General features: G+C 39.3%; 22 protein-coding genes. 12 read left to right on the plus strand and 10 right to left on the minus strand.

Annotated elements, in window-relative coordinates:
• Both A7A69_RS06350 and A7A69_RS06355 read right to left on the minus strand, forming a co-directional pair.
• On the minus strand, positions 1-558 hold a 558-nt coding region (locus A7A69_RS06350), incomplete at its 3' end, for a BapA/Bap/LapF family prefix-like domain-containing protein (RefSeq protein ID WP_187349182.1).
• Positions 559-1,027: 469 nt separating this feature from the next.
• A complete protein-coding gene (locus A7A69_RS06355; protein ID WP_120370809.1) occupies positions 1,028-2,527 on the minus strand; it encodes a cation:proton antiporter in 1,500 nt (499 codons plus the stop codon).
• Between the two features lie 253 nt (positions 2,528-2,780).
• Between A7A69_RS06355 and A7A69_RS06360 the strand changes: the two genes are divergently transcribed.
• The gene (locus tag A7A69_RS06360; protein ID WP_152876627.1) at positions 2,781-3,335 is read left to right on the plus strand and encodes a hypothetical protein; all 555 of its coding nucleotides are present in this window, start codon (positions 2,781-2,783) and stop codon (positions 3,333-3,335) included.
• A 168-nt stretch (positions 3,336-3,503) separates the two neighbouring features.
• On the opposite strand, the gene A7A69_RS06365 is transcribed toward A7A69_RS06360, so the two are convergent.
• Positions 3,504-4,064 carry a flavodoxin family protein gene (locus A7A69_RS06365; protein WP_152876628.1) on the minus strand — a complete coding sequence of 187 codons (561 nt, stop codon included), beginning with the start codon at positions 4,062-4,064 and terminating at the stop codon, positions 3,504-3,506.
• 132 nt (positions 4,065-4,196) lie between these two features.
• Here A7A69_RS06365 and A7A69_RS06370 point away from each other — a divergent pair, with 132 nt between their 5' ends.
• Both A7A69_RS06370 and A7A69_RS06375 read left to right on the plus strand, forming a co-directional pair.
• Entirely contained in the window at positions 4,197-4,580 is a 384-nt protein-coding gene (locus A7A69_RS06370; protein ID WP_152876629.1) for a winged helix-turn-helix transcriptional regulator, read from the plus strand.
• A gap of 14 nt (positions 4,581-4,594) precedes the next feature.
• On the plus strand, positions 4,595-4,978 hold the full coding sequence (locus A7A69_RS06375; protein WP_152876630.1) for a VOC family protein: 384 nt from the start codon (positions 4,595-4,597) through the stop codon (positions 4,976-4,978).
• A gap of 3 nt (positions 4,979-4,981) precedes the next feature.
• Here A7A69_RS06375 and A7A69_RS06380 read toward each other — a convergent pair whose 3' ends face one another.
• The 5 genes from A7A69_RS06380 to lolA all read right to left on the minus strand — a co-directional run bounded on the left by A7A69_RS06380 (position 4,982) and on the right by lolA (position 9,965).
• Entirely contained in the window at positions 4,982-5,461 is a 480-nt protein-coding gene (locus A7A69_RS06380; RefSeq protein WP_187349183.1) for a tRNA (cytidine(34)-2'-O)-methyltransferase, read from the minus strand.
• Between the two features lie 35 nt (positions 5,462-5,496).
• On the minus strand, positions 5,497-6,870 hold the full coding sequence (gene cysG, locus A7A69_RS06385; protein ID WP_187349184.1) for a siroheme synthase CysG: 1,374 nt from the start codon (positions 6,868-6,870) through the stop codon (positions 5,497-5,499).
• Positions 6,871-6,938: 68 nt separating this feature from the next.
• A complete protein-coding gene (serS, locus tag A7A69_RS06390) occupies positions 6,939-8,210 on the minus strand; it encodes a serine--tRNA ligase (RefSeq protein WP_152876631.1) in 1,272 nt (423 codons plus the stop codon).
• Between the two features lie 117 nt (positions 8,211-8,327).
• Positions 8,328-9,110, minus strand: coding sequence for an RsiV family protein (locus A7A69_RS06395; RefSeq protein ID WP_152876632.1), 783 nt, complete (start codon positions 9,108-9,110; stop codon positions 8,328-8,330).
• Between the two features lie 159 nt (positions 9,111-9,269).
• A complete protein-coding gene (gene lolA / locus A7A69_RS06400) occupies positions 9,270-9,965 on the minus strand; it encodes an outer membrane lipoprotein periplasmic chaperone LolA (RefSeq protein WP_152876633.1) in 696 nt (231 codons plus the stop codon).
• A 299-nt stretch (positions 9,966-10,264) separates the two neighbouring features.
• On the opposite strand from lolA, the gene A7A69_RS06405 reads away from it, so the two are divergent.
• Entirely contained in the window at positions 10,265-11,149 is an 885-nt protein-coding gene (locus A7A69_RS06405; RefSeq protein WP_152876634.1) for a pirin family protein, read from the plus strand.
• A gap of 63 nt (positions 11,150-11,212) precedes the next feature.
• Here A7A69_RS06405 and rpmA read toward each other — a convergent pair whose 3' ends face one another.
• Both rpmA and rplU read right to left on the minus strand, forming a co-directional pair.
• The gene (gene rpmA, locus A7A69_RS06410) at positions 11,213-11,470 is read right to left on the minus strand and encodes a 50S ribosomal protein L27 (protein ID WP_004929519.1); all 258 of its coding nucleotides are present in this window, start codon (positions 11,468-11,470) and stop codon (positions 11,213-11,215) included.
• A gap of 18 nt (positions 11,471-11,488) precedes the next feature.
• The gene (gene rplU / locus A7A69_RS06415) at positions 11,489-11,800 is read right to left on the minus strand and encodes a 50S ribosomal protein L21 (RefSeq protein WP_151981449.1); all 312 of its coding nucleotides are present in this window, start codon (positions 11,798-11,800) and stop codon (positions 11,489-11,491) included.
• 431 nt (positions 11,801-12,231) lie between these two features.
• On the opposite strand from rplU, the gene sdsA reads away from it, so the two are divergent.
• The 8 genes from sdsA (at position 12,232) to A7A69_RS06455 (ending at position 22,920) form a co-directional block, all read left to right on the plus strand.
• Positions 12,232-13,209: an All-trans-nonaprenyl-diphosphate synthase gene (sdsA, locus tag A7A69_RS06420; RefSeq protein ID WP_152876635.1), complete on the plus strand. Its 978-nt coding sequence runs from the start codon at positions 12,232-12,234 to the stop codon at positions 13,207-13,209.
• A gap of 11 nt (positions 13,210-13,220) precedes the next feature.
• Positions 13,221-15,269 carry a site-specific recombinase gene (locus tag A7A69_RS06425; protein ID WP_152876636.1) on the plus strand — a complete coding sequence of 683 codons (2,049 nt, stop codon included), beginning with the start codon at positions 13,221-13,223 and terminating at the stop codon, positions 15,267-15,269.
• Between the two features lie 191 nt (positions 15,270-15,460).
• The gene (locus tag A7A69_RS06430; protein WP_151981455.1) at positions 15,461-16,075 is read left to right on the plus strand and encodes a phosphatase PAP2 family protein; all 615 of its coding nucleotides are present in this window, start codon (positions 15,461-15,463) and stop codon (positions 16,073-16,075) included.
• 21 nt (positions 16,076-16,096) lie between these two features.
• A complete protein-coding gene (locus A7A69_RS06435; protein ID WP_152876637.1) occupies positions 16,097-17,371 on the plus strand; it encodes an AdeA/AdeI family multidrug efflux RND transporter periplasmic adaptor subunit in 1,275 nt (424 codons plus the stop codon).
• Between the two features lie 12 nt (positions 17,372-17,383).
• On the plus strand, positions 17,384-20,563 hold the full coding sequence (locus tag A7A69_RS06440; RefSeq protein ID WP_152876638.1) for an efflux RND transporter permease subunit: 3,180 nt from the start codon (positions 17,384-17,386) through the stop codon (positions 20,561-20,563).
• Entirely contained in the window at positions 20,563-22,014 is a 1,452-nt protein-coding gene (adeK, locus tag A7A69_RS06445; protein ID WP_152876700.1) for a multidrug efflux RND transporter AdeIJK outer membrane channel subunit AdeK, read from the plus strand. Before A7A69_RS06440 ends, adeK begins: the two co-directional genes overlap by 1 nt.
• A gap of 101 nt (positions 22,015-22,115) precedes the next feature.
• Complete coding sequence (locus A7A69_RS06450) at positions 22,116-22,466, plus strand: YbjQ family protein (protein ID WP_151981459.1); 351 nt, start codon at positions 22,116-22,118, stop codon at positions 22,464-22,466.
• A gap of 10 nt (positions 22,467-22,476) precedes the next feature.
• A complete protein-coding gene (locus A7A69_RS06455) occupies positions 22,477-22,920 on the plus strand; it encodes a YbjQ family protein (protein WP_152876639.1) in 444 nt (147 codons plus the stop codon).
• Positions 22,921-22,953 lie beyond the last annotated feature (33 nt).

Raw genomic sequence — 22,953 nt, forward strand, 5'->3', positions numbered from 1 at the left:
ACCTGTACCGCCAGTTCCACCAGTTTCACCTGTACCTCCGGTTCCACCTGTACCTCCAGTTCCACCTGTGTTCCCGGTACTGCCTGTGCTTCCAGTTCCACTAGTGCTTCCACCTCCTGATGAACCTCCACCACTACCTGCCGCTGCCGCAATTGCGCCAACAGCGGCTACGCCACCTACCCATGCCCATGGGCTAATCGCATTACTCTGTTCATCATATAATAAAGGTTCAATATTATTTAATGGTTCATAAATCACAGGATCAATAACGTTACCTTGCGCATCAACAAATTGTGCCCACATTAACTTATTTGGTGTATCTTCAAAGACAAGACTATTATTGGTTGCAGTCTGGGTACTAAAAAAATCCTCAATGACAATTTTTTCCCCATTTTTTAATTCGACTATCGCGCTTGTCCCATCTCGAGTAATTGATTTGATATCACTCGTTGACGCCTTAATTAATACTACTGATGCTTGGTTTAATTTAGCGGTATTAGCTGTAATATTAGCTAAAGTTGCATGGCTTGATTTGGCGATAATTTGTATTTCAGACATGTGATATCTCCTTATTCATATAATCTTGGGTTTTTATTTTTAAGTATTTCAGTTCAATATTTCGCATTTCATAAATGAGAAATACATCCATTTTTATGTAAATATTATTTAAAACCTAAAATTTAGAAAATAGAATATGCAAAACATGACACTTTGCCAATATTCCGATAATTAGTTCACCACAGAAAAAACAAATAAAATATAAATGTATGTTTAATTTCAAAAAAAAAATTATAGAATAGAAATAGATTACACTTGAGATACATTTTACATACAAATAATTTACTATAAAATAATATTTTATTAAGATTTACTTTATCTAAATAAAATAAAGTTAAATTATTTTTAATAATAAATTATCAAATTAAACTAACCTAATATATTTCTTTATTTTTTTTAAAATTAAAGTGCTAAAAGCTTACATCCTTAACTTTTAGCACTAATGACTACGAATTAAAGATATAAATATTTAAAAATTATCAGGATTCTCTAAACGTTTTACTTCTTCGATTTTATTAGGATTATGCACAGAGGCTATCCCATCTTCTGATTTTTTATCAATAATAACTTCTGGGTTGTAAATCGTTATGGTTTCCAATCCGTTGATATCCTCCCCAACAATATATTTAAAACCTCGACGATTCATTTTATGGCATAACTGCTGATACCAACCTTTAAAACCCTGTGTTTCTTCATTAGGATTATAATAAAATGCATTCATCACCGCAGGTAAACCCAAACCACAAACAACACCCGAAAGAAGTACGCTAATAAATGTATAACCAATTAAAATACTACTATATTCACGTAATTCAGGAACGTTTGCGACTGCTAATATTAATGCTAAAGAAATCCCTCCACGTACACCACCCCAAGATAATATTGTCAGACTCCCGTTATAACTCTTTGTTCTAAATGAAGGAAAAAACGAAAAAGATAAAAAGTTTGCTGCAAATCTGGAAATATGTAATGCAATAAAAGCAATCATTCCACCTAAAATCATAGTTGCATTTAAATCAAGAATAAAAAGTTCAAGCCCAATTAATGTGAAAAGGAAAGAATTGATAATCCCTTCAACGGTATGCCAAAAATGATTTACTTCTCGTATTTCACGTTCCTGTAATATTTCTTTCCATTTATTGCCTACGATCAAACCGCCAATCACACAAGCAATCGGTGCGGAAGCATGTGCAAATAATGCCACCAAATAAGAACCACAAGCGAGTAAAGCTGTTGTTAAAATCAGCGATTCCATTTCATGTTTCCCACGAAGTAATCGCAGAATTCCTAATCCGAACGCCCAACCAATGAGCGCAGCAACCGCAATTTCATAAATAAAGTTTTCAAGTGTATGAACCAGCGAAAAGTGCTCACCTTGCAATACATTCAATAAAGTCATAAATACTGCAATACACATCGCATCATTAAATAAAGATTCGCCTTCTAGCTTGACGATTAAATGATGCGGAGCGCGAACTGAACTCAGTACACCCTTAATGCCTATCGGATCTGTTGCACCTAATGCCGAACCTAAAAGGAGTAATACAAGTATAGGAACTGGATTCCCAATCAAAAATTGAAAACCATACATTAAACCTGCAAAAAGAATTGCACAGAGTAATAATGCAATCGTGGCAAGAATCCCGATCGGTTTCCAATGTTTTCGTAAATCAGATATTTTAAATTTAAGTGCCGATGAAGTGAGAATAAAACAGATTACCCCATTAATTAAAAAGTCATAAAAATCAATGCCTCTTACTGCTTCTTCAATATTATGAATATTGATGGTGATAAATTGGTTACCTTGCAGTAAATTCGCCCCCCACTGCAAAATGAATACCAGTACAGCCGAAACGATAGGTACACCTATAGCTTGAGGGAAATCTAAAATTCGTTTATTAAACATTGTGGTCGCAATTGAAAGTGCAAATACAACGCTAAGAGCCTGTAGTAAAAAATAATTACCCATAAAAGTCCTTCACTTATTACAGGAATAACCGAAACCTCTTTCAATTATTTCTAATAAAAATACAAATCAAAATATCATTTCAAAGTAATGATAATTTTAACGAAAAGTTTCATTCAATCTGTGAAATAATTAACTTTTTTAACATAAAATCTTTTTGTTCAAAGAGTGTCGCTTTTTTTACAGCCAATATTCATGAATAAAAGCCGATGTTAAACATTTGTCTCTAATATTTTTCAAACCTTTGAAGATAAACATGCATCAAACCATTAAGAAAGTGTTCCGCTTTAGTCTGGCAATCTGTATTTTTGTGATCACAGCAGCTCTAGTTGTCACCTGTATCGTGAAAACGCAAGATATTTTAAAAAGTAGCGAGACGTATGAAAGCCGAAAAACCATCAAATTTGATACAGATTCAAATCATCAATACATTTTAATGTCGAATAATCAAAAACCAGATCAGTCAGCACTCATTGTGCTAAAAGATCATGGTTATGTAGTCAAGCTAAGTTGTGAACACTATTTAAAAACTGTTTGCACAGATCAATACAATCTATTTAGTACACGTTACATCCGCAAAGCGACCATTCAATCAATCGGAAATTATGTTTATTTTCAAAATATTCAATGGGCAGACATTCAAAACAATCAACTCACCGCTTTGAGTTGGTCACAGCAGGATATTCAACAGCTTTATCAGAATGATATAGACAATTTGAAATATATCTTAGGCGCATTGATTTTATTTTCATTGAGCGGATTGTACGTTTGTTATCGAATCATACGTAATTTTAGAAAATTCATTGGTTAGTTCACATGATGATAAAGATAAATTGAACCTCAATAATCCTCCCATTTTTTGTTTTTCAACTCAGACTTTCAACAAAGAGTGACAATAGAACTTAGCTCAAATTTAATCAGCGTCCGATCCAAAAGTTGAAGGATTGATCTGTTAAATCTGAGCCAAAGTCGATAAGCATTATTTTGCGATATAAAACCGATCAGTAATCGTTTGAATGCGCTGTGCATAACTTTTTACTGTTTCAATATCACCTTCTGGAATTTCATCTACACTTGCATCAGCGGGAGTTTGAATCAGTGCACCTACTGAACCACCCAGATTATTGATATCCTGACGCGTTGCTGTTTTAGTATTGGCAGGCAACAAACCCAAACTGACCCAAATACCACCGTGTTGTGATGCCAATGTCTGGAACTGGATTAGAGTGACTTGTTTATCACCGTTTAAGCTGGCGCTATTGGTAAAACCACCAAAAACTTTATCTTGCCAAGTGCGAGTAAACCATTTTTTTGAAGAAGCATCGGCGAATTTTTTAAATTGCCATGGCGCCGCAGCCATATACGTTGGTGCTGCAAATACAATTGCAGCAGAATCATCTAGCGTCTGCCAGTCTTGATCCTGAATATCACCATCCTGATTAATTTCAATTAAATTCGCTTCAATTTGCGCGGCAAAAGTTTCTGCCAAAACCTTAGTGTGACCATAGCCTGAAAAATAAACCAGAGATACCTTAGCCATTAGAAATGCCCTATTTGCATGGAGATAGATTAATGATATATTTTAGAAACTAGGTGTCAATTAGTTACCAAAAGGTAACTATATTAATTTGAGTGATTTTTTACACAAAGTGAACAATTAAGGAGCCAATAAATGAATGCCTTACTTGCCTATAATGTCTACAGTCAGTTTTGTCCCGCTCGTCTTATTTTTGAAAAAATGGCAGATAAATGGGTTCTTCTCATTTTGAATGTTTTAGAAGAACAGCCGATTCATTTCAATCTTCTCAAGAAAAAAATTGAAGGTATTTCTCCAAAAGTTTTATCGCAAAAACTTAAAATATTGGAACGAGATGGTTTTATCCTTCGGCAAGTACAAGACAGCTCACCCATTCGAGTCGAATACCGTTTAACCGATTTAGGTCGCGATGTATCCCAAACTGCATTACAACTAAAAGGATGGGCAGAAACGCACATTGAATCTGTTCTCAAAGCACAACAAAATTATGATTCATCTCAAACCACAGCGACATCATAAGAAAGAGGGATAGAATGACACCCCAACCTTTAATTGCAGTCGATAATGTCGAACTGAGTAGTCAGTGGTATCAACATGTTCTCGCACTCAAAAGTGGTCATGGTGGCTCCGAATACGAACAACTGCTGAATGAACAAGGTGAAATGGTGTTACAACTGCACCAATGGCAAGCACATCATCACCCTTATTTGGGAAACCCAAATCAACTCAAGGGCAATGGCGTTCTGCTCTGGTTTCAAACCAAACATTTCGATGCTCTAGTACAGCGTTTACAGATACATCAAGTCAATATTTTGGAACAACCGAAAGTCAATTTAAATGCCAACCATCGTGAAGTCTGGTTTAAAGACCCTGACGGTTATATCATCGTTGTTGCAGGCCCTTATGGAGATATTTAAATCTTATGATAAAGGTTGAAAACCTTGTTGCCGCCAAGCTTCATAGACAATCACTGCCGTTGCATTCGACAAATTCAAACTGCGTGAGTTTTCTGCCATTGGTAAACGAATCCAGTTTTGCTGCGGAAACATGAAACGAACATGCTCAGGCAAACCACGGGTTTCAGGCCCCATCAATAATGCAACAGGACGATTTAAATCGACCGTATGTGGTGTCGCACTGCCTTTGGTGGTCAGTGGGAAAATATCAGTTTCAGTGATATTTTGTGACTTAAGATATTCTAGACACTGCTCAATATTGTCCCAGATCTTCATCCGTGCATATTCATGGTAATCTAAACCTGCACGTTTGAGCTTTTTATCATCTAATTCAAATCCTAAAGGTTTAACCAGATGTAGTTGTGCCCCCGTATTGGCACATAAACGAATGATATTACCTGTGTTGGCAGGAATTTCAGGCTCAAACAATACAACGTGAATCACAGAGTTTCTCTACTAAATAATTGGAACAATTCAGGTTATAACCATTGTAATTGTTCACGCAAACTGACTACTTCACCAATAATCGTCAAAGTTGGTGCATGGATTTGATATTCCGAGACTTTAGACGCAATATTCGAGAGTGTCCCCACAACAACTTTTTGTTCAGGGGTCGTGCCCTTAGAAATCAGAGCCACAGGCATATCAGGACGTTGACCATATGAAATCAATTGCTGACAAATATGTTCAAGCCCCACCAACCCCATATACAACACAAGCGTCTGATTTTCATACACCAACTCATTCCAAGGCAGTTCAGGCGAGCCTTCTTTCAAATGTCCTGTCAGAAAACGTACACTTTGCGCATAATCACGATGAGTGAGTGGAATACCTGCATACGCCGCACAACCCGATGCAGCAGTAATTCCGGGCACCACCTGAAAAGGAACACCCGAAGCAAATAATTCCTGAATTTCTTCACCACCACGTCCAAATATAAATGGATCGCCACCTTTTAAACGACAGACACGTTTTCCTGATTGTGCATATTGAACGAGTAAAGCATTAATGCCATCTTGCGGTACACTATGATTTGAACGTGCTTTACCCACGTAAACTTTTTCTGCATCACGGCGACAAAGTTCCAAGATTGGTGGTGAAACCAAACGATCATAAATGACGACATCGGCCTGTTGCATCAATCTCAACGCTTTTAAAGTCAATAACTCTGGATCACCTGGCCCTGCACCCACCAAATAAACCTCACCTTTTGGTGCAGTCCACTCGGAAAGTGCTTGTATCATCATGTGATTGGCTGTTTGCAGATTGTCATTAAATACTTGTTCTTTAAGCGGACTGGCATACAGTTCTTCCCAGAAAATACGACGTTCATCTGGATTGGTAATCTGTGTCTTAACTCGGCTACGCCACTGTCCAGAAAACTCAGCGAGTTTCCCCATACCATGTGGCACTAATGTTTCAATTTGGGTACGCAACTGACGTGACAGCACAGGTGAAGCCCCATTTGACGCGACAGAAATGACTAATGGCGAACGATCAATAATCGCAGGCATCATGAAACGACAGTTGGGAATATCATCCACACTATTCACCAACAGATTTCGGAGTTCGGCTTGCTCGAACACGCGTTGATTTACCGCAGTATCATTGGTTGCAGCAATCACTAAACGATAGGCTTGATCTAAATCACTGTCTTCAAATACTTTTAAATGAAGCGAACCTTTACTTTGTTCAATCAGTCTCTTGAGTTGGTCATCAATGTCAGGTGCAATTACATCAAGAATTGCACCCGCCTTGACCAGTAATAGTGCTTTGCGATAGGCAATATGCCCCCCACCCACGATCAGACAACGTTGCTGTTGCAACTTAAGTGAAATTGGAAGAATTTCCACAGCCGACCTCTACATCTTGATTTTGGGTAGGTTAAAGCAAAAATCATGCACAATAGATATCGATCTGATTAATCGATATAGGTTGTACCGCCCATGTAAGGACGTAATGCTTCTGGAATTTCGATCGAGCCATCAGCACGTTGATAATTTTCCATGACCGCCAATAAAGTACGACCCACCGCCAAACCAGAACCATTTAAAGTATGCACCAATTCAGTTTTTTTCTGATCCGCGCGATAACGTGCCATCATACGACGTGCCTGAAAGTCACCCATATTTGAGCAGCTTGAAATTTCACGATAAGTATTTTGACTTGGCACCCACACTTCAAGATCGTACGTTTTAGTTGAACCAAAGCCCATATCACCACCGCAAAGTAAAATTTTACGGTATGGTAAACCCAATGCCTGCAAGATTCCTTCAGCATGACCTGTTAATTCTTCTAATGCCTGCATCGAATTTTCTGGTTTGACGATTTGCACCATTTCAACCTTATCAAACTGATGCTGGCGAATCAGACCACGCGTATCACGTCCATAAGAACCAGCTTCACTACGGAAACAAGGTGTATGTGCTGCATATTTAAGTGGCAAACGATCCGCATCAATGATTTCGTCACGCACAAAGTTGGTCACAGGAACTTCGGCAGTGGGAATTAAGTAATACTCTTTTTCGCCTTGTAGCTTAAACAAATCTTCTTCAAACTTTGGCAGTTGGCCTGTACCACGTAATGAATCTGCATTGACCAAATACGGTACATACGCTTCGGTATAACCATTTTTTAAAGTATGGGTATCTAACATAAACTGGGTCAAAGCACGTTGTAACCGAGCTAAAGGCCCTTTCAATACGCTAAAACGTGAACCCGTCAACTTGGTTGCGGTTTCAAACTCAAGACCGCCCATCCACTCACCCAAATCGGTGTGATCTTTTATTTCAAAATCGAACTGACGTGGTGTCCCCCATTTTGAGATTTCCACATTGTCATTTTCATCTTTGCCTTCTGGCACAGAATCATCTGGCAAGTTTGGAATACTCAGTGCTTTTTCTTCAATTTCAGCCTGTAACTCTGCTAAAGCAACTTCTGCTGCCTTAATTTCATCACCAATGGCCTGCATACGCGCCATGATCTCAGAGGCATCACCGCCTGCTTTTTTAATCTGACCTACCTGTTTAGCACCAGAATTACGTTCTGCCTGTAAACTTTCAGTTTTGGATTGAAACTCTTTACGGCGCGTTTCCAAAGATGCCCATTCAGCAGGATCAAGTTGCACACCACGTTTTGCCAAAGCCTGATTTACAGCTTCAATATTATTTCTGAGTAATTTTGGGTCGATCATAGCCAATCATAAGTTGCAGAGAAAAACTGCCTATAGTGTAAGTGCTTCACAGCAAAAAATATAGTCACTATGAAGTGACTATATTTACAAATCATGATTTTAACTTACAGGTATTTATTATTCTTTAGGTAATACAGGCTGACTTGGCAGATATTCGGCTTTTAATACATCTGTTGCCTGATCATAAGGCAGAGTCAACTCAGTTAAACCCTCTGCATAAGAAGCCAACTCATAGAGTGGATAAACAAAGACAATTCCGTCATTGCCATAATAAAAATTATCACTCAACTGAAGCTTGTCTTTGCTAATGTTGTGTTCTTCTAGCCAACTTTGATTATAGCTATACAACCGATCACGCACTGTTGTATCACTACCCTCTTTCAGCAAATCTGCAACACTCACCCGTTTTTTCTTATTTAAATCAAAAATGACATATTCTTCATGATGCATCCCATGTGCAGCACCTGCTGAATAGGTGTAGCTATATAACTGAAATGAAGCCAAATTATAGTTTTGTCCTAAATAACGCACGAACATGATGCTTTGACCATCTTGTGGCATACCTTCTGGTAATTTGACTTGCTGATCCTGAATATTGTCAAAAGCATTTGGATCTGCTTTTTTTATACGATTGATAAAATATTCATTGATCCATGGCTGATTGGTTTCGACTGTCTGAAAGTTGTATTCGGTACAGCCGTCTTCCAGACACAGCTTATTCTTGGGCAATTTGACGGCGACTACTTTCGACTGAATAACAGGAATACTAACCTTTTCAACTTTGGTTTCAGTCGAAGTTTCCTTTTTATTCTCTGTTTTTGGTTGACAGCCCACAGTGAGAAATACAGCGCTTAAAAATGGCAGAATTATTAATGTTTTTTTAAAGTGTTGTGCAGACATTGCCGCCCCTTCTGATCGTTTTCAATGTTCATTTTTATCTACTATACAAAGCTCTATTTATACTGAACATTGAAAATATGTATCTATATGATCCATCAAAAAGCTAACCGCCCAAAATGAGCGGTTAACTGAAACGATATTTTGGAAATCAACGAGATATTATTGATCAATAATATCTGTTCCCTTTGGGGGCGTGAAATTAAAAGTCGAAGCGGGAATCGATGGATTCAGCTTCACATTATTAAAACGCACATAAGTCGTTTGACCCAAAGAGTCCTGTAAAATCATCAAACTTGGGGCTTTATTTGCACCAAAACTAATCGTCAGACTTTGAAAAGCGCCCTCACTGTCTTTAGGGTACAAGGTGTAATAGGTTTTGCTGCTATCTGGCTGAGTCACACGATAAGACTGCATAATCTGATTGGTATTGCCTGACAACAATAACGCAGGTGTATTGGCCACCTGATCATCCAGACTTTGGCGAACCGCTTGCTGTAAATCAGGATCATAAATCCAGACTGTTTTACCTGTCGTTGCAATCGTTTGTTTTGATGGTGAAGTCGTTTCCCAGAAGAATTTACCTGGACGTTCCACTTTCATCACACCCGTAAAGGTCTGATTCATATGTTGTGCGGTTAGACCTTTATTTTTTTGCGCACGAGTACTATTGGTCGCTTTAGTGGTTTGCTCAAAATTGGCAGATAAACTTTGCATACCGCTGAGTTGTTTCACAAGGTTTGAGGTTGCTTGCTGTTCCGAAGCTGCCGTGGCTGCAAAAGCACTCACACTCATTACAGGTGCAACTACACTTGTGGTTAAAGTTAATGCGTATGCCACTTTTTTTACGGAATTCATAAAATAAAACCTCTAATCAGTTTTTACTGTTATGTCGATATCTTACTGTTTTTGAAAAATAAAACTATGGAGAAACACATTGATTTTGTTTAATTAATGTCTCCAATAAGAATTTTATGTACAGAAATCACAGCATTATGAAGAAAATAACAAGATAAAGAGATTCAAATACACGCTTGCGGTAATAGGAGAACATACTGAAATTAAAATACAGTGTCCTATTATACAGACTGACCCCATCTGAAAAAAAGAATTATGCTATTCCTATGACAATACATTAAAAATAATGGAGTTCACCTATGAAAAGCCTTGCATTTATTCATCGCAACGATACCCGTTTTTCAGTCGGTGACTTCTACCCTGTGCTTTCAGTATTTTCTTATCATGAACTTGGCAATACAACTTCGCCATTTTTATTGCTGGATCATTTAGGCCCTGGAATATTAACACCCTCTAATAAACGTCGTGGCGTAAATGAACATCCACATCGCGGATTTGAAACCGTAACCTTTATGTTTGAAGGTGAGTTAGAACATCGTGATTCCACTGGCAGTGGCGGAATCATTGCAAAAGGCGATGTACAATGGATGACTGCGGCCTCTGGCGTTATGCACCGCGAACAATTTAGTTCTGCTTTTCGTGAGCGCGGTGGAGCTTTTGAAATGGTACAACTTTGGGTCAATTTACCCGCCAAAGATAAAATGGCCGAGCCACGCTATCAAAGTTTAAAAAATGGCGATATTCCAAAAGTTGAATTACCTCAACAGGCGGGTTCAGTTCGGGTCATTGCAGGACAATACCAACACGTACAAGGACCCGCACTAACCTTCAGTCCAATGACTGTTTTAGATATTGATCTACGTCAAGGACAGCACCTGATCTTGCCTGCCCAGCATGGGGACAGCTCTTTACTTTATTTACGTCATGGTCAGATACAATTTACAGAACAAGATGAGCTTTTAGAGGAACAGGCGTTGGCTGTCATGTCGAGTCATGGAGAAAATATTGAAATCACGGCATTGCATCACAGCAAATTACTTTTACTTTCAGGAAAACCGTTAGGTGAACCCATCAACGGTCAAGGTCCTTTTGTCATGAATACTTATGATGAAATTTTACAAGCCTATGACGACATTAAACATCATCGATTTATTCGCAATCGGGCTAAAGAGTCAAGTTTGTAAAACAAGTAGTAGCGCTAAATGTAAAAAAACCCGCAAGATGCGGGTTTTTCAAACTATTAAAACTTATACAGATTCAACAGTTACATAGCGACGGCCAAATTGACCTTTCACTTCAAACTTTACTACGCCATCAGCAGTAGCAAATAAAGTATGGTCACGACCCATACCTACGTTAGCACCAGCGTGGAATTCAGTACCACGTTGACGAACGATGATGTTACCAGCAGTTACTGATTGACCACCGTAGATTTTAACACCTAACATTTTAGGATTCGAATCACGACCGTTTTTAGTCGATCCACCAGCTTTTTTAGAAGCCATGTCTATTACTCCTCGTGATTAGCCTGCAATACCAGTAATTTTCAACTCGGTAAACCATTGACGGTGACCTTGTTGTTTACGGTAGTGTTTACGACGACGCATTTTGATGATGCGGATTTTGTCGTGACGACCATGACCAACCACTTCTGCAGTTACTTTTGCGCCAGCAACAACTGGAGCACCGATTTGAATGCTCTCACCATTTACAACCATTAATACGTCATCAAACGTAATAGTTGAGCCAGTTTCAGCTTTCAATAATTCAACTTTAAGGGTTTCACCCTCAACTACACGGTGCTGTTTACCACCGCTTTGGATTACTGCGTACATAATGTACTCCAACCAAGCCCGTGTCGTCGTGTCGATAAAGGGATATACCGATCTTAAAACGAACGCCACTGGGATGTATAAGGCGAAAGATTTTAAGGGATAACTGGGCAAACAACAAGTATTTTGATGCAAAATCACTCAAGCTAAAACAAAAAAACAGAAGAAAAGCACTTAAGCATTATGATCAGTGGAATCAATCTAGTATTTCGTTTGAATATGTGTAAAATCACAAATAAGGTTTAAAAACAAATTGCTACTATAAAACCACTCAACATGGAGTTTCTCCCTAACGCTGGCTAAACAACATAAAAAAAGCGCATACAACTTCTGCATGTATGCCAAGTTATGTTGTTTCATTCATTTGAGTTTAAGTTTTTATAGCTTTATTTCATTGAACAAATTACCAATATTTTGATGAGGTTTCCTTTCATATGGCCATCGACTTTAAGCAAGATATACTCGCGCCTGTAGCTAACGACTTTGCTGTGATGGACAAATTTATTAATGAAGGAATTACCTCTAAAGTCGCTTTAGTCATGGCGGTGAGTAAACATGTAGTCGAAGCAGGTGGTAAGCGTATGCGCCCCATCATGTGTTTACTTGCAGGTCAAGCATGTGGAGTCCAAGACTTAGAACATCATCGTAAATTGGCCGCGATTATAGAAATGCTACATACTGCAACACTAGTACATGATGATGTCGTCGATGAGTCTGGTTTACGTCGTGGTCGTCCGACAGCAAATGCAACATGGAACAACCAAACTGCAGTTTTAGTAGGTGACTTTCTAATATCACGTGCCTTTGATTTATTGGTCGATCTGAATGAAATGGTCTTACTCAAAGACTTTTCAACAGGAACCTGTGAAATTGCCGAAGGTGAAGTACTACAGCTTCAATCTCAACATGATCCAGACACCACCGAAGCAACCTATTTAAATATTATTCACGGTAAAACTTCTCGCCTGTTTGAATTGGCAACTGAAGGTGCAGCAATTTTAGCCAACACGCCAGAATATCGCGAACCATTACGTCATTTTGCAGGTCATTTTGGCAATGCTTTCCAAATTATTGATGATATTTTGGACTATACCTCTGACGCAGACACCTTAGGTAAAAATATCGGTGATGACTTAATGGAAGGTAAACCAACCTTGCCACTGATCGCAGCGTTACAAAAAACCACTGGCGAAGAACATGACATTATTCGTAAAAGTATTTCCACAGGAGGTATAAGCCAACTCGAACAAGTCATCCAAATTGTACAAAATTCTGGTGCTTTAGAGTATTGCCGTACCCGTGCTGAACAAGAAACACAAGCGGCCCTTGATGCTTTAAATCGATTACCTGATAGCGAAGCACGTCAAGCCTTAACTAATCTTACATTAATGGCGTTACATCGAATCCAATAACTCTTTTGCCTATGCATATAAATTTATCTGACCTATATACTCAAATGCAGCAGCAGCTTGATCAGAGTCAAGCTGTAGATGAAAATATTATTATTGAGCTGGTTAACCGTATTCGTCCAACAGACACCAAAGATCAGGATGAAATTAATGCCAAGTTTGACGCATTTGTAGAATCTTTACTGATTAGACCAGATGCTGCAAATACGTTACAAAGCTTTTTATTACGCTTGATTAATCAATACAAGCAGACCAGCTTATATGCAGACAGCGGCATTTTGTCATTAGATGGTTTTTGGAATCAGTTGGTTAAGCGTTTAGGCGCACACTTTCTACCTTTAATTCAAGATGATCATGACTTGAGCACCTTGATTGGCAAGGTATTTCATCAACGTAGCGATAAGTATTGGTTAAATGCGATTGAGCAAAAACGCTGGTATGCTCTTTTTGAAATTATTGGTCAAAGTAATAGCAATATCGATGAAAAACGTGCCATTCAGGATCAAATGATTAAAGCCATTACGGTTTTATCTTATCGTATCAGTGGTATTGGCTTATATCCTGAGTTTATTAATGCACAACCTGAACTCACCGAATATGAATCACCTTTTCTGGTACAAAATCGTGAAGTCATCGATTTTATTGAAAAGTTTAAAAAACAACACTACACGGGCCACGAAGTTGCTGTACTCGAACCACCCGATGCCTCTCAAGCCTTTGTTATGTTTGAGCAATGTCGGGAAGTTGTTCTCAAAATACGTCGTGCGACCAAACGTATCGGTGTCAGCCTAAGTCTGACTTATTTATTGTCATTGCTTGAACAGTGTCTAGATCGAATTGAACTACTATTAAATATCGTTGTTGGAGATGCTCAAACTCGCTATATGTCGATGGGTGAGTTTCTCGAAGATATTACCGAAGCGCATTATAGTGAAAAAAGCGTACGCGCTCTGATGACGACAAACAGTGAGTTAATTGCCTTACAAGTCACCGAAAACGCGAGTCGTACAGGTGAACACTATGTAAGCACCGATAAAAAAGGCTTTGTTGAAATGTACAAAGCTGCGGCTGGTGCGGGTGTCATTATCGCAGCAATGGCAACGCTTAAAATTTTGGCAGCACGCTTAACACTCGCTCCTTTGATGCATGCTTTTATTTACAGCATGAACTATTCACTGGGCTTTGTTTTGATCCATGTTTTACACTTCACTGTTGCCACAAAACAGCCTGCAATGACAGCCGCCGCACTTGCTTCTACCGTACAGCAACGTAAAGGTTCCAGAACGGCTCAAATTGCAGAACTTGCAGCCCTCATTATCAATATTATCAGAACACAGTTCGTTGCAATTTTAGGAAATATTTCCATCGCCATTCCTACGGCGGCGGTGATTACCTATCTTTGGCAATACTTTTTGGATGAGCCACTACTCACGCATACCAAAGCGAATGCCCTATTGCATAGCTTAAATCCCTTTACTTCACTCGCCATTCCGCATGCTGCGATTGCAGGCGTATGTTTATTTTTATCGGGTCTACTAGCTGGCTATTTTGATAACATGGCCGTTTATCGCAAGGTTGGCCCACGTCTTAAAGCGCATCATCGTTTAGCAAACTGGATGGGACAGGAACGATTAAATAAATTTGCAGACTATATTCAACGTAATTTAGGAGCACTTTCGGGTAATTTTATTTTCGGAATTATGCTTGGAAGTATGGGAACCATTGGTTTTATTTTAGGTTTACCTTTAGATATTCGCCATATTGCCTTTGCTTCTGCCAATTTCATGCAAGGTTTAATGTGTATTAATGGGCCGCCTGATATTGGACTCATTATCGTATCGTTTATGGGGGTATTGCTGATTGGTTTAACCAACCTTTTTGTAAGTTTTACATTGACGATTATTGTTGCTTTACGCGCACGTCGGGTACGCTTTGAACAGTGGAAACCTTTAGCTAAATTAGTGGTGACACATTTTCTCACGCGCCCAAGTGACTTCTTCTGGCCACCTAAACAACCACTTGAAGTAGATGATGGGGCACCAAAATCAGGATCTATACACTAAATACGACTGAACATGATGAAGAAAACGTGCCAAAAATCACTTAAAATTGTTATCTTTGTGTGCTGATTGTTAAAAATTTTTCGAAAAGAAATTAGTATAAATAACCTAGACTTGAAAAAAAGTGTACTGACGAGTACACTTTGACGACATATTCCAACCGATGAGCTTGGTTAAACTGAAGGTTATTAAATATGCCTTACCTAATACTTTGTATTGGTTGCATTTTATTTTTATTGAGTGTGTTTGGCTTATATTCTCCCTTCATTTCAAAATTTGATTTACACGCTATTCAAATTTTGAGTGAACATCGAAATAAGATCCTGGATCAAATTGTTATTGTTCTGGCTTATCTGGGTGGCATGCCATTTGTATTATTTTTTACGTCAGTCTGGTGTTTATGCTGTGCATGGTATAAAAAGTATTCAACACTCATCTTCATTTTAATGGGGATCAGCGGCAGTATTGCTTTAGGATGGTTATTAAAGTGGTGTTTTAATCGGCCCAGACCGCCAGAGATTTATCATCTGGTAGAAAATTATGGTGCATCATTTCCCAGTGCCCATAGTGTTTATGCCGCAGCATTTGCCAGTTTAATAATATTGATTTCTCAGAACCATTCCCAAAAAGTGTATTTCATAGGGGTTTCCTGTTTATGGCTGCTTTTTATGGGGTTATCCAGAATTTATGCTGGGGTTCATTATCCTACAGATGTTCTAGCGGGATGGAGTATTGGTTTTATTTGGATCTCACTGCTTTGGCTCTGGTTACAAAGTAGGTTTGACAACAACAAATTATTTGTTAGATAAAAATCTAAACGAGGTGGAACAATGATGTCTGCAAAGCTTTGGGCTCCAGCCCTTACTGCTTGCACATTAGCAGCAAGTATTGCGCTTGTTGGCTGTAGCAAAGATCCTAAAAATGCTCAGCAAGCTGGTGCAGCTCAGCAAATGCCCCCTACTGAAGTTGGTGTGCTTGTTGCACAACCACAAAGTGTCGAGCAAACTGTTGAGCTTTCTGGGCGTACAACAGCCTATCAAATTTCTGAAGTGCGTCCTCAGACTAGCGGTGTGATTCTGAAGCGTTTATTTACCGAAGGCAGTTATGTCCGCGAAGGTCAGTCATTGTATGAACTGGATTCAAGAACAAACCGTGCCACTTTAGATAACGCCAAGGCAGCATTGTTGCAACAGGATGCAAATCTAAATTCACTTAAAACCAAAATGAATCGTTATAAACAATTGGTTTCAAGTAATGCTGTTTCAAAGCAGGAATATGATGACTTAGTCGGTCAGGTGAATGTTGCAGAAGCTCAAGTTGCTGCTGCTCGTGCGCAAGTTAAAAATGCTGAAGTTGATTTAGGCTACTCAACTATTCGCTCGCCTATCTCTGGTCAATCTGGTCGTTCATCTGTTACTGCTGGTGCATTAGTCACAGCAAATCAGACTGATCCACTTGTAACGATTCAACAACTTGATCCGATTTATGTCGACATTAACCAATCAAGTGCAGAACTATTACGCTTACGTCAAAAGTTAAGTAAAGGTAGTCTGGACAGTAGTAACAACACTAAAGTTAAACTACGCCTTGAGGATGGTTCGATTTATCCAGTAGAAGGTCATCTTGCATTTTCTGATGCAAGCGTTAGCCCAGACACTGGTACAGTGACTTTACGTGCAGTCTTCTCAAACCCAAATCATCTATTGCTTCCGGGCATGTATGCGACTGCTCAGATTACCCAAGCCGTGATTCCAAATGCGTATCTGGTACCACAACAGGCAGTTACACGCACGCCAACTGGACAAGCAGTTGCCATGCTGATAAATGAAAAAGGTGTTGTAGAATCTCGTCAAATTGAGACTGTAGGTGTACAAGGCACGAGTTGGATTGTAACTGGTGGTTTAAAAACAGGTGAAAAGATCATTGTTGATGGAATAGCGAAAATCAAAGAAGGTCAGCAAGTTTCTGCTAAACCATATCAGGCGCCTGCAGCTCAATCTGGTACTCAACCGCAAAATCCAAATGCCAAAGCTAATTCGGAAAATGCCAAACCAGTTGAACAAAACAAAGCTCCATCTGAACAAAAAGCTACTTCAAATACATAAGGGGTAGACTGAATGGCTCAATTTTTTATTCATCGGCCCATTTTTGCATGGGTGATCGCGTTGGTGATTATGTTGGCGGGGATTATCACGCTAACAAAAATGCCAATTTCACAGTATCCAACCATTGCGCCACCCAAAATTTCGATTTCGGCTTCTTATCCTGGTGCATCAGCTGAAACCATTGAGAACTCAGTCACTCAGGTAATTGAGCAACAACTGAATGGCTTAGATGGGCTGCGTTATATCAGCTCACAAAGCTTATCTAATGGTAGCGTTGCCATTGATGTAAACTTCAATCAAGGTGTTGATGCCAACATCGCGCAAGTACAGGTGCAAAACAAACTGCAAACTGCAACTGCATCTTTACCTGAAGTTGTACAGCGTCAAGGGATTACCATTAAGAAATCGGGTGCTAGTTTCTTACAGGTTATTTCGTTCTATTCACCAGATGGATCATTATCTGGGGCAGATATCAAAGACTATATCAATGCCAACATTAAAGATCCGTTAAGTCGTGTCCCGGGTGTTGGTGAAGTACAAGTCTTTGGTGGCCAGTACTCAATGCGTGTTTGGCTTGATCCAGCAAAATTGAATACCTATCAATTGACTCCAGTTGATGTATCCAATGCGATTAAAGCACAAAATGCTCAGGTCGCTGTAGGTCAAGTCGGTGGTGCTCCTGCTATTGAAGGTCAAACTATCAATGCAACCATTAACGCGCAAAGCCTATTACAGACACCAGAGCAATTTCGCAACATTTTCTTAAAGAACATGACTTCTGGCGCACAAGTGCGTTTAGGCGATGTCGCTCGGGTGGAATTGGGATCTGAAAACTATCAGTTCAATTCAAAATATAACGGTAAAGAAGCTGGTGGTATTGCTATTCGTCTTTCTACAGGTGCAAATGCCTTAGATACAGCCAATAACGTACAAACCGCATTAGACAAACTTCGTCCAAATTATCCAGCAGGATTTAAAGACGAAATTGCGTTTGATACTACGCCATTCGTTAAATTGTCGATTGAAAACGTTGTTCATACTTTAATCGAAGCTGTGGTGTTAGTATTTATCGTCATGTTCCTATTCTTACAGAACTGGCGTGCAACAATTATTCCAACACTTGCTGTTCCTGTGGTTGTTTTAGGAACATTTGCTGTCATCAATCTATTCGGATTTAGTATTAACACCTTAACCATGTTTGCAATGGTACTGGCAATTGGTTTGTTGGTCGATGATGCGATTGTGGTGGTGGAAAACGTCGAACGGATTATGCAAGAGGAACATCTCGAACCTATCCCTGCAACTGAAAAATCCATGCAGCAGATTTCGGGTGCCTTAATCGGTATTACTAGCGTTCTAACCGCAGTATTCGTACCTATGGCCTTTTTTGGTGGTACAACAGGCGTTATTTATCGACAATTTTCGGTCACGTTAGTCACCGCCATGATCTTCTCTTTGATCATTGCACTAACCTTTACCCCTGCCCTTTGTGCAACATTCTTGAAACAACATGATCCAAATAAAGAGCAAAGCAATAATATTTTTGCGCGTTTCTTTAGATGGTTTAATCGTAGTTTTGACAAAATTTCGACCAAATACCAAAACGGTGTAAACCGTATGACACACCATAAAATATTTTCTGGAATATTTTATGCAATCATTATTGCGGTATTCGTTTTAGTCTTCCGTAACTTACCAACGTCGTTCTTACCTGATGAAGATCAGGGTGTAGTGATGACTCTTATTCAGTTGCCACCAAATGCGTCATTGGAAAGAACAGACAAAACACTGGATAAAGTAACTGATTACTTCCTGAAACAAGAAGAGAAAAGCGTTGCCTCAATCTTTACAGTTTCTGGCTTCTCATTTACTGGTCAGGGACAAAACCAAGGTCTGGCTTTTGTACGACTGAAAGATTGGTCTGAACGAACTTCTGACGATACCCAAATTGGTTCTATTATCGGTCGAGCTATGCGCTTGAATGGAATGGTACAAGATGCATCAATGATCTTCCCGCTCCAGCTTCCAGCCATGCCTGAACTTGGTGTAAGCCAAGGCTTTGACTTCATCTTAAAAGATGTTAATGGTCAAGGTCACCAAAAATTGATTCAGGCACGTAATACCATTCTTGGTCTCGCTTCTCAGGATAAACGCCTGATGGCTGTCCGTCCAAATGGTATGGAAGATACACCTCAGTATCAAATTGAAATTGATCAAGCGAAAGCAGGTGCAATGGGTGTTAGTCTGGCAGATATCAACAATACGATGAGTATTGCTTGGGGTAGTAGCTATGTAAATGATTTTCTTGACCGCGGTCGTATTAAGAAAGTTTATTTACAAGGTGAAGCTGCTGCGCGGATGATGCCTGAAGATCTAGATAAATGGTATGTAAGAAATAGTGCAGGTACGATGGTTCCATTCTCAGCCTTTACAACAGGTCACTGGAGTTATGGTTCACCACGACTAGAACGTTATAATGGCGTATCCTCTGTAAACATTCAGGGTTCACCAGCAGCGGGTGTCAGTTCGGGTGAAGCCATGCAGGCGATGGAAGATATTATGCAGAAACTCCCATCTATGGGACTCACTGGATTTGACCATGAATGGACAGGTCTTTCATTAGAAGAAAGAGACTCTGGACAATCGGGTACAGCCGTATACGTACTTTCATTGCTTATTGTATTCCTATGTCTTGCAGCACTTTATGAAAGTTGGTCAATTCCATTTTCAGTAATGCTTGTGGTTCCATTAGGTGTTTTAGGTGCAGTATTACTAACCTACTTTGGATTCCACATTCTGCATAATCCGAACCTTTCCAATAACATCTACTTTAGGGTAGCGATCATTGCGGTGATTGGTCTATCTGCAAAGAATGCAATTTTGATTGTTGAATTTGCCAAAGAGTTACAGGAAAAAGGCGAAGAATTGTTTGCAGCGACTATGCATGCAGCCAAAATGCGGTTACGTCCAATCATTATGACCACCCTTGCCTTTGGTTTTGGTGTTCTACCACTTGCCATCTCTTCGGGTGCAGGTGCAGGAAGCCAGCACTCAGTAGGTTTTGGTGTACTTGGTGGCGTACTCAGTTCAACACTTTTAGGTATTTTCTTTATCCCTGTATTTTATGTATGGATTCGTAGTATCTTTAAGTACAAACCAAAAACCCAAAATAATCAGGAGCAAACATCGTGATGCAAAAGGTATGGTCTATTTCGGGTCGTAGCATTGCGGTATCTGCACTTGCGCTTGCTTTGACAGCTTGTCAAAGCATGCGTGGCCCAGAACCAGTTACCAAAGCCGATATTCCTGAAAGCTATAGTTATGGCGCTTCAGGTACATCTATTGCAGAACAAGGCTATCAAGACTTTTTCTCTGACCCTCGCTTATTGCAAGTGATTGAGTTGGCTCTAGACAATAACCGTGATCTTCGTACTGCTACACTAAATATTCAACGTGCGCAGCAACAATATCAGATTACTGAAAATAATCAGTTACCTACTATTGGTGCAAGTGGCAGTGCTATTCGTCAGGTTACACCAAGCCGTGATCCAAATAATCCTTATTCTACCTTTCAGGTCGGATTAGGAGTGACTTCTTATGAGCTGGATTTCTGGGGACGGGTTCGTAGCCTAAAAGATGCGGCACTAGATAATTATTTAGCGACGCAAAGTGCTCGTGATGCCACACAAATTAGTTTAGTGAGTCAGGTTGCTCAGGCATGGTTAAGCTATTCTTTCGCGAGTGCGAATTTGAAACTGGCTGACCAAACTTTAAAAGCTCAACTCGATTCTTATAATCTGAACAAAAAACGTTTTGATGTTGGTATTGATAGTGAAGTTCCTTTACGTCAAGCCCAGATTTCTGTTGAAACCGCACGTAATGATGTTGCGAACTACAAGACCCAGATTGCACAAGCACAAAACTTGTTAAATTTGCTAGTCGGTCAACCTGTTGCTCAGAACTTACTGCCAAATCAACCTGTTAAATCTGTGACACGTCAAAATGTATTTGCGACTGGCTTACCAAGTGATCTGTTAAATAACCGTCCTGATGTGAAATCTGCGGAATATCAATTGAGTGCCGCTGGCGCAAATATTGGCGCAGCAAAAGCCGCGTTGTTTCCAACGATCAGCCTTACAGGTTCGGCAGGTTATGCTTCAGCAGAATTGAGCGATTTGTTTAAATCTGGCTCGGGTGCATGGTCTATTGGTCCAAGTATTAGCCTACCAATCTTTGACTGGGGTACTCGTCGCGCTAACATCAAAATTTCTGAAACTGATCAGAAAATTGCATTGTCTGGTTATGAGAAATCTATTCAGTCTGCATTTCGTGAAGTCAATGATGCTTTAGCAACACGTGCCAACATTGGTGATCGTATTTCAGCGCAACGCCGTCTGGTGGAAGCGACCAATACAACCTATAACTTATCTAATGCCCGCTTCCGTGCTGGTATTGATAACTATTTGACAGTATTGGATGCACAGCGTTCATCTTACTCCGCAGAACAAGGCTTATTGTTACTTGAGCAAGCCAATTTGAATAATCAAATTGAATTATACAAAACGTTAGGTGGCGGTTTAAAAACCAATACCACTGATACTGTCGTACATCAGCCATCGAGTGCTGATCTGAAAAAACAGTAAGTATAAACAGTTTGAATAAGCTCACTTCGGTGGGCTTTTTTATTGCATTGATATGACTTTTTTTATATCTTCATAACACCCTTATTTTTTAAAAAAAGTATATGTTATTAAGTAATTTAGAGAGTATGCCCGGTCATTACATCACGCAACAACTTGATGTCGTATATGGCAGCACTGTTCGTAGTAAACATGCTGGACGCGATCTGATGGCAGGTTTAAAAAATATTGTAGGTGGTGAGCTAACTGCATATACAGAGCTTTTGGAAGAATCTCGTCAGGAAGCAATGCAACGAATGATCAGCAAAGCTGAGCAATTAGGTGCAAATGCAATTGTAGGAATTCGTTTTTCAACTTCAAATATTGCTCAAGGTGCATCAGAACTTTTTGTTTATGGTACTGCTGTTATTGTGCAACCTAATGCCCCAAAACTTCCCGATCCTTTTAGTTCTTAAGGAATAACTCATGGAAAATCTTATTTTTCAGATTGTCCTCTTTTTTATTCTTTGTTGTATAGGTTGGGGATTTGGTCGTCATTTTGAACGAAAACACTGGCGTGAACTTAAAGAGAAAGAACAACAACTTTCGCATATTTCCATTGATACCAATCGTTTTGTATATAGTGAAATAGCAGGTCAATTTATTTCAAGTAATGTTGTTATTTCTCATGATTATTTTAAATATATCATTGCAAATATTCATAATTTTTTAGGTGGTCGCTTAACCAGTTATGAAAGTGTCATTGATCGTGCAAGAAGAGAAGCTATTGTTCGACTTAAACAAGAAGCTGTGCGTCAAGGCGCAGATAAAGTTATGGGTGTACGTTTAAGTACTACAGAACTCGGCATGCAAGGTGGTATGGTTGAAGTGTTTGCCTATGGAACCGCTATTTTTACAAAATCAAAATAACACCGTTCAAGAAGTTGAAGACAACTTCTTGAA

The sequence above is a fragment of the Acinetobacter guerrae genome (assembly GCF_009372255.1).
In the GTDB taxonomy this organism is placed as follows: domain Bacteria; phylum Pseudomonadota; class Gammaproteobacteria; order Pseudomonadales; family Moraxellaceae; genus Acinetobacter; species Acinetobacter guerrae.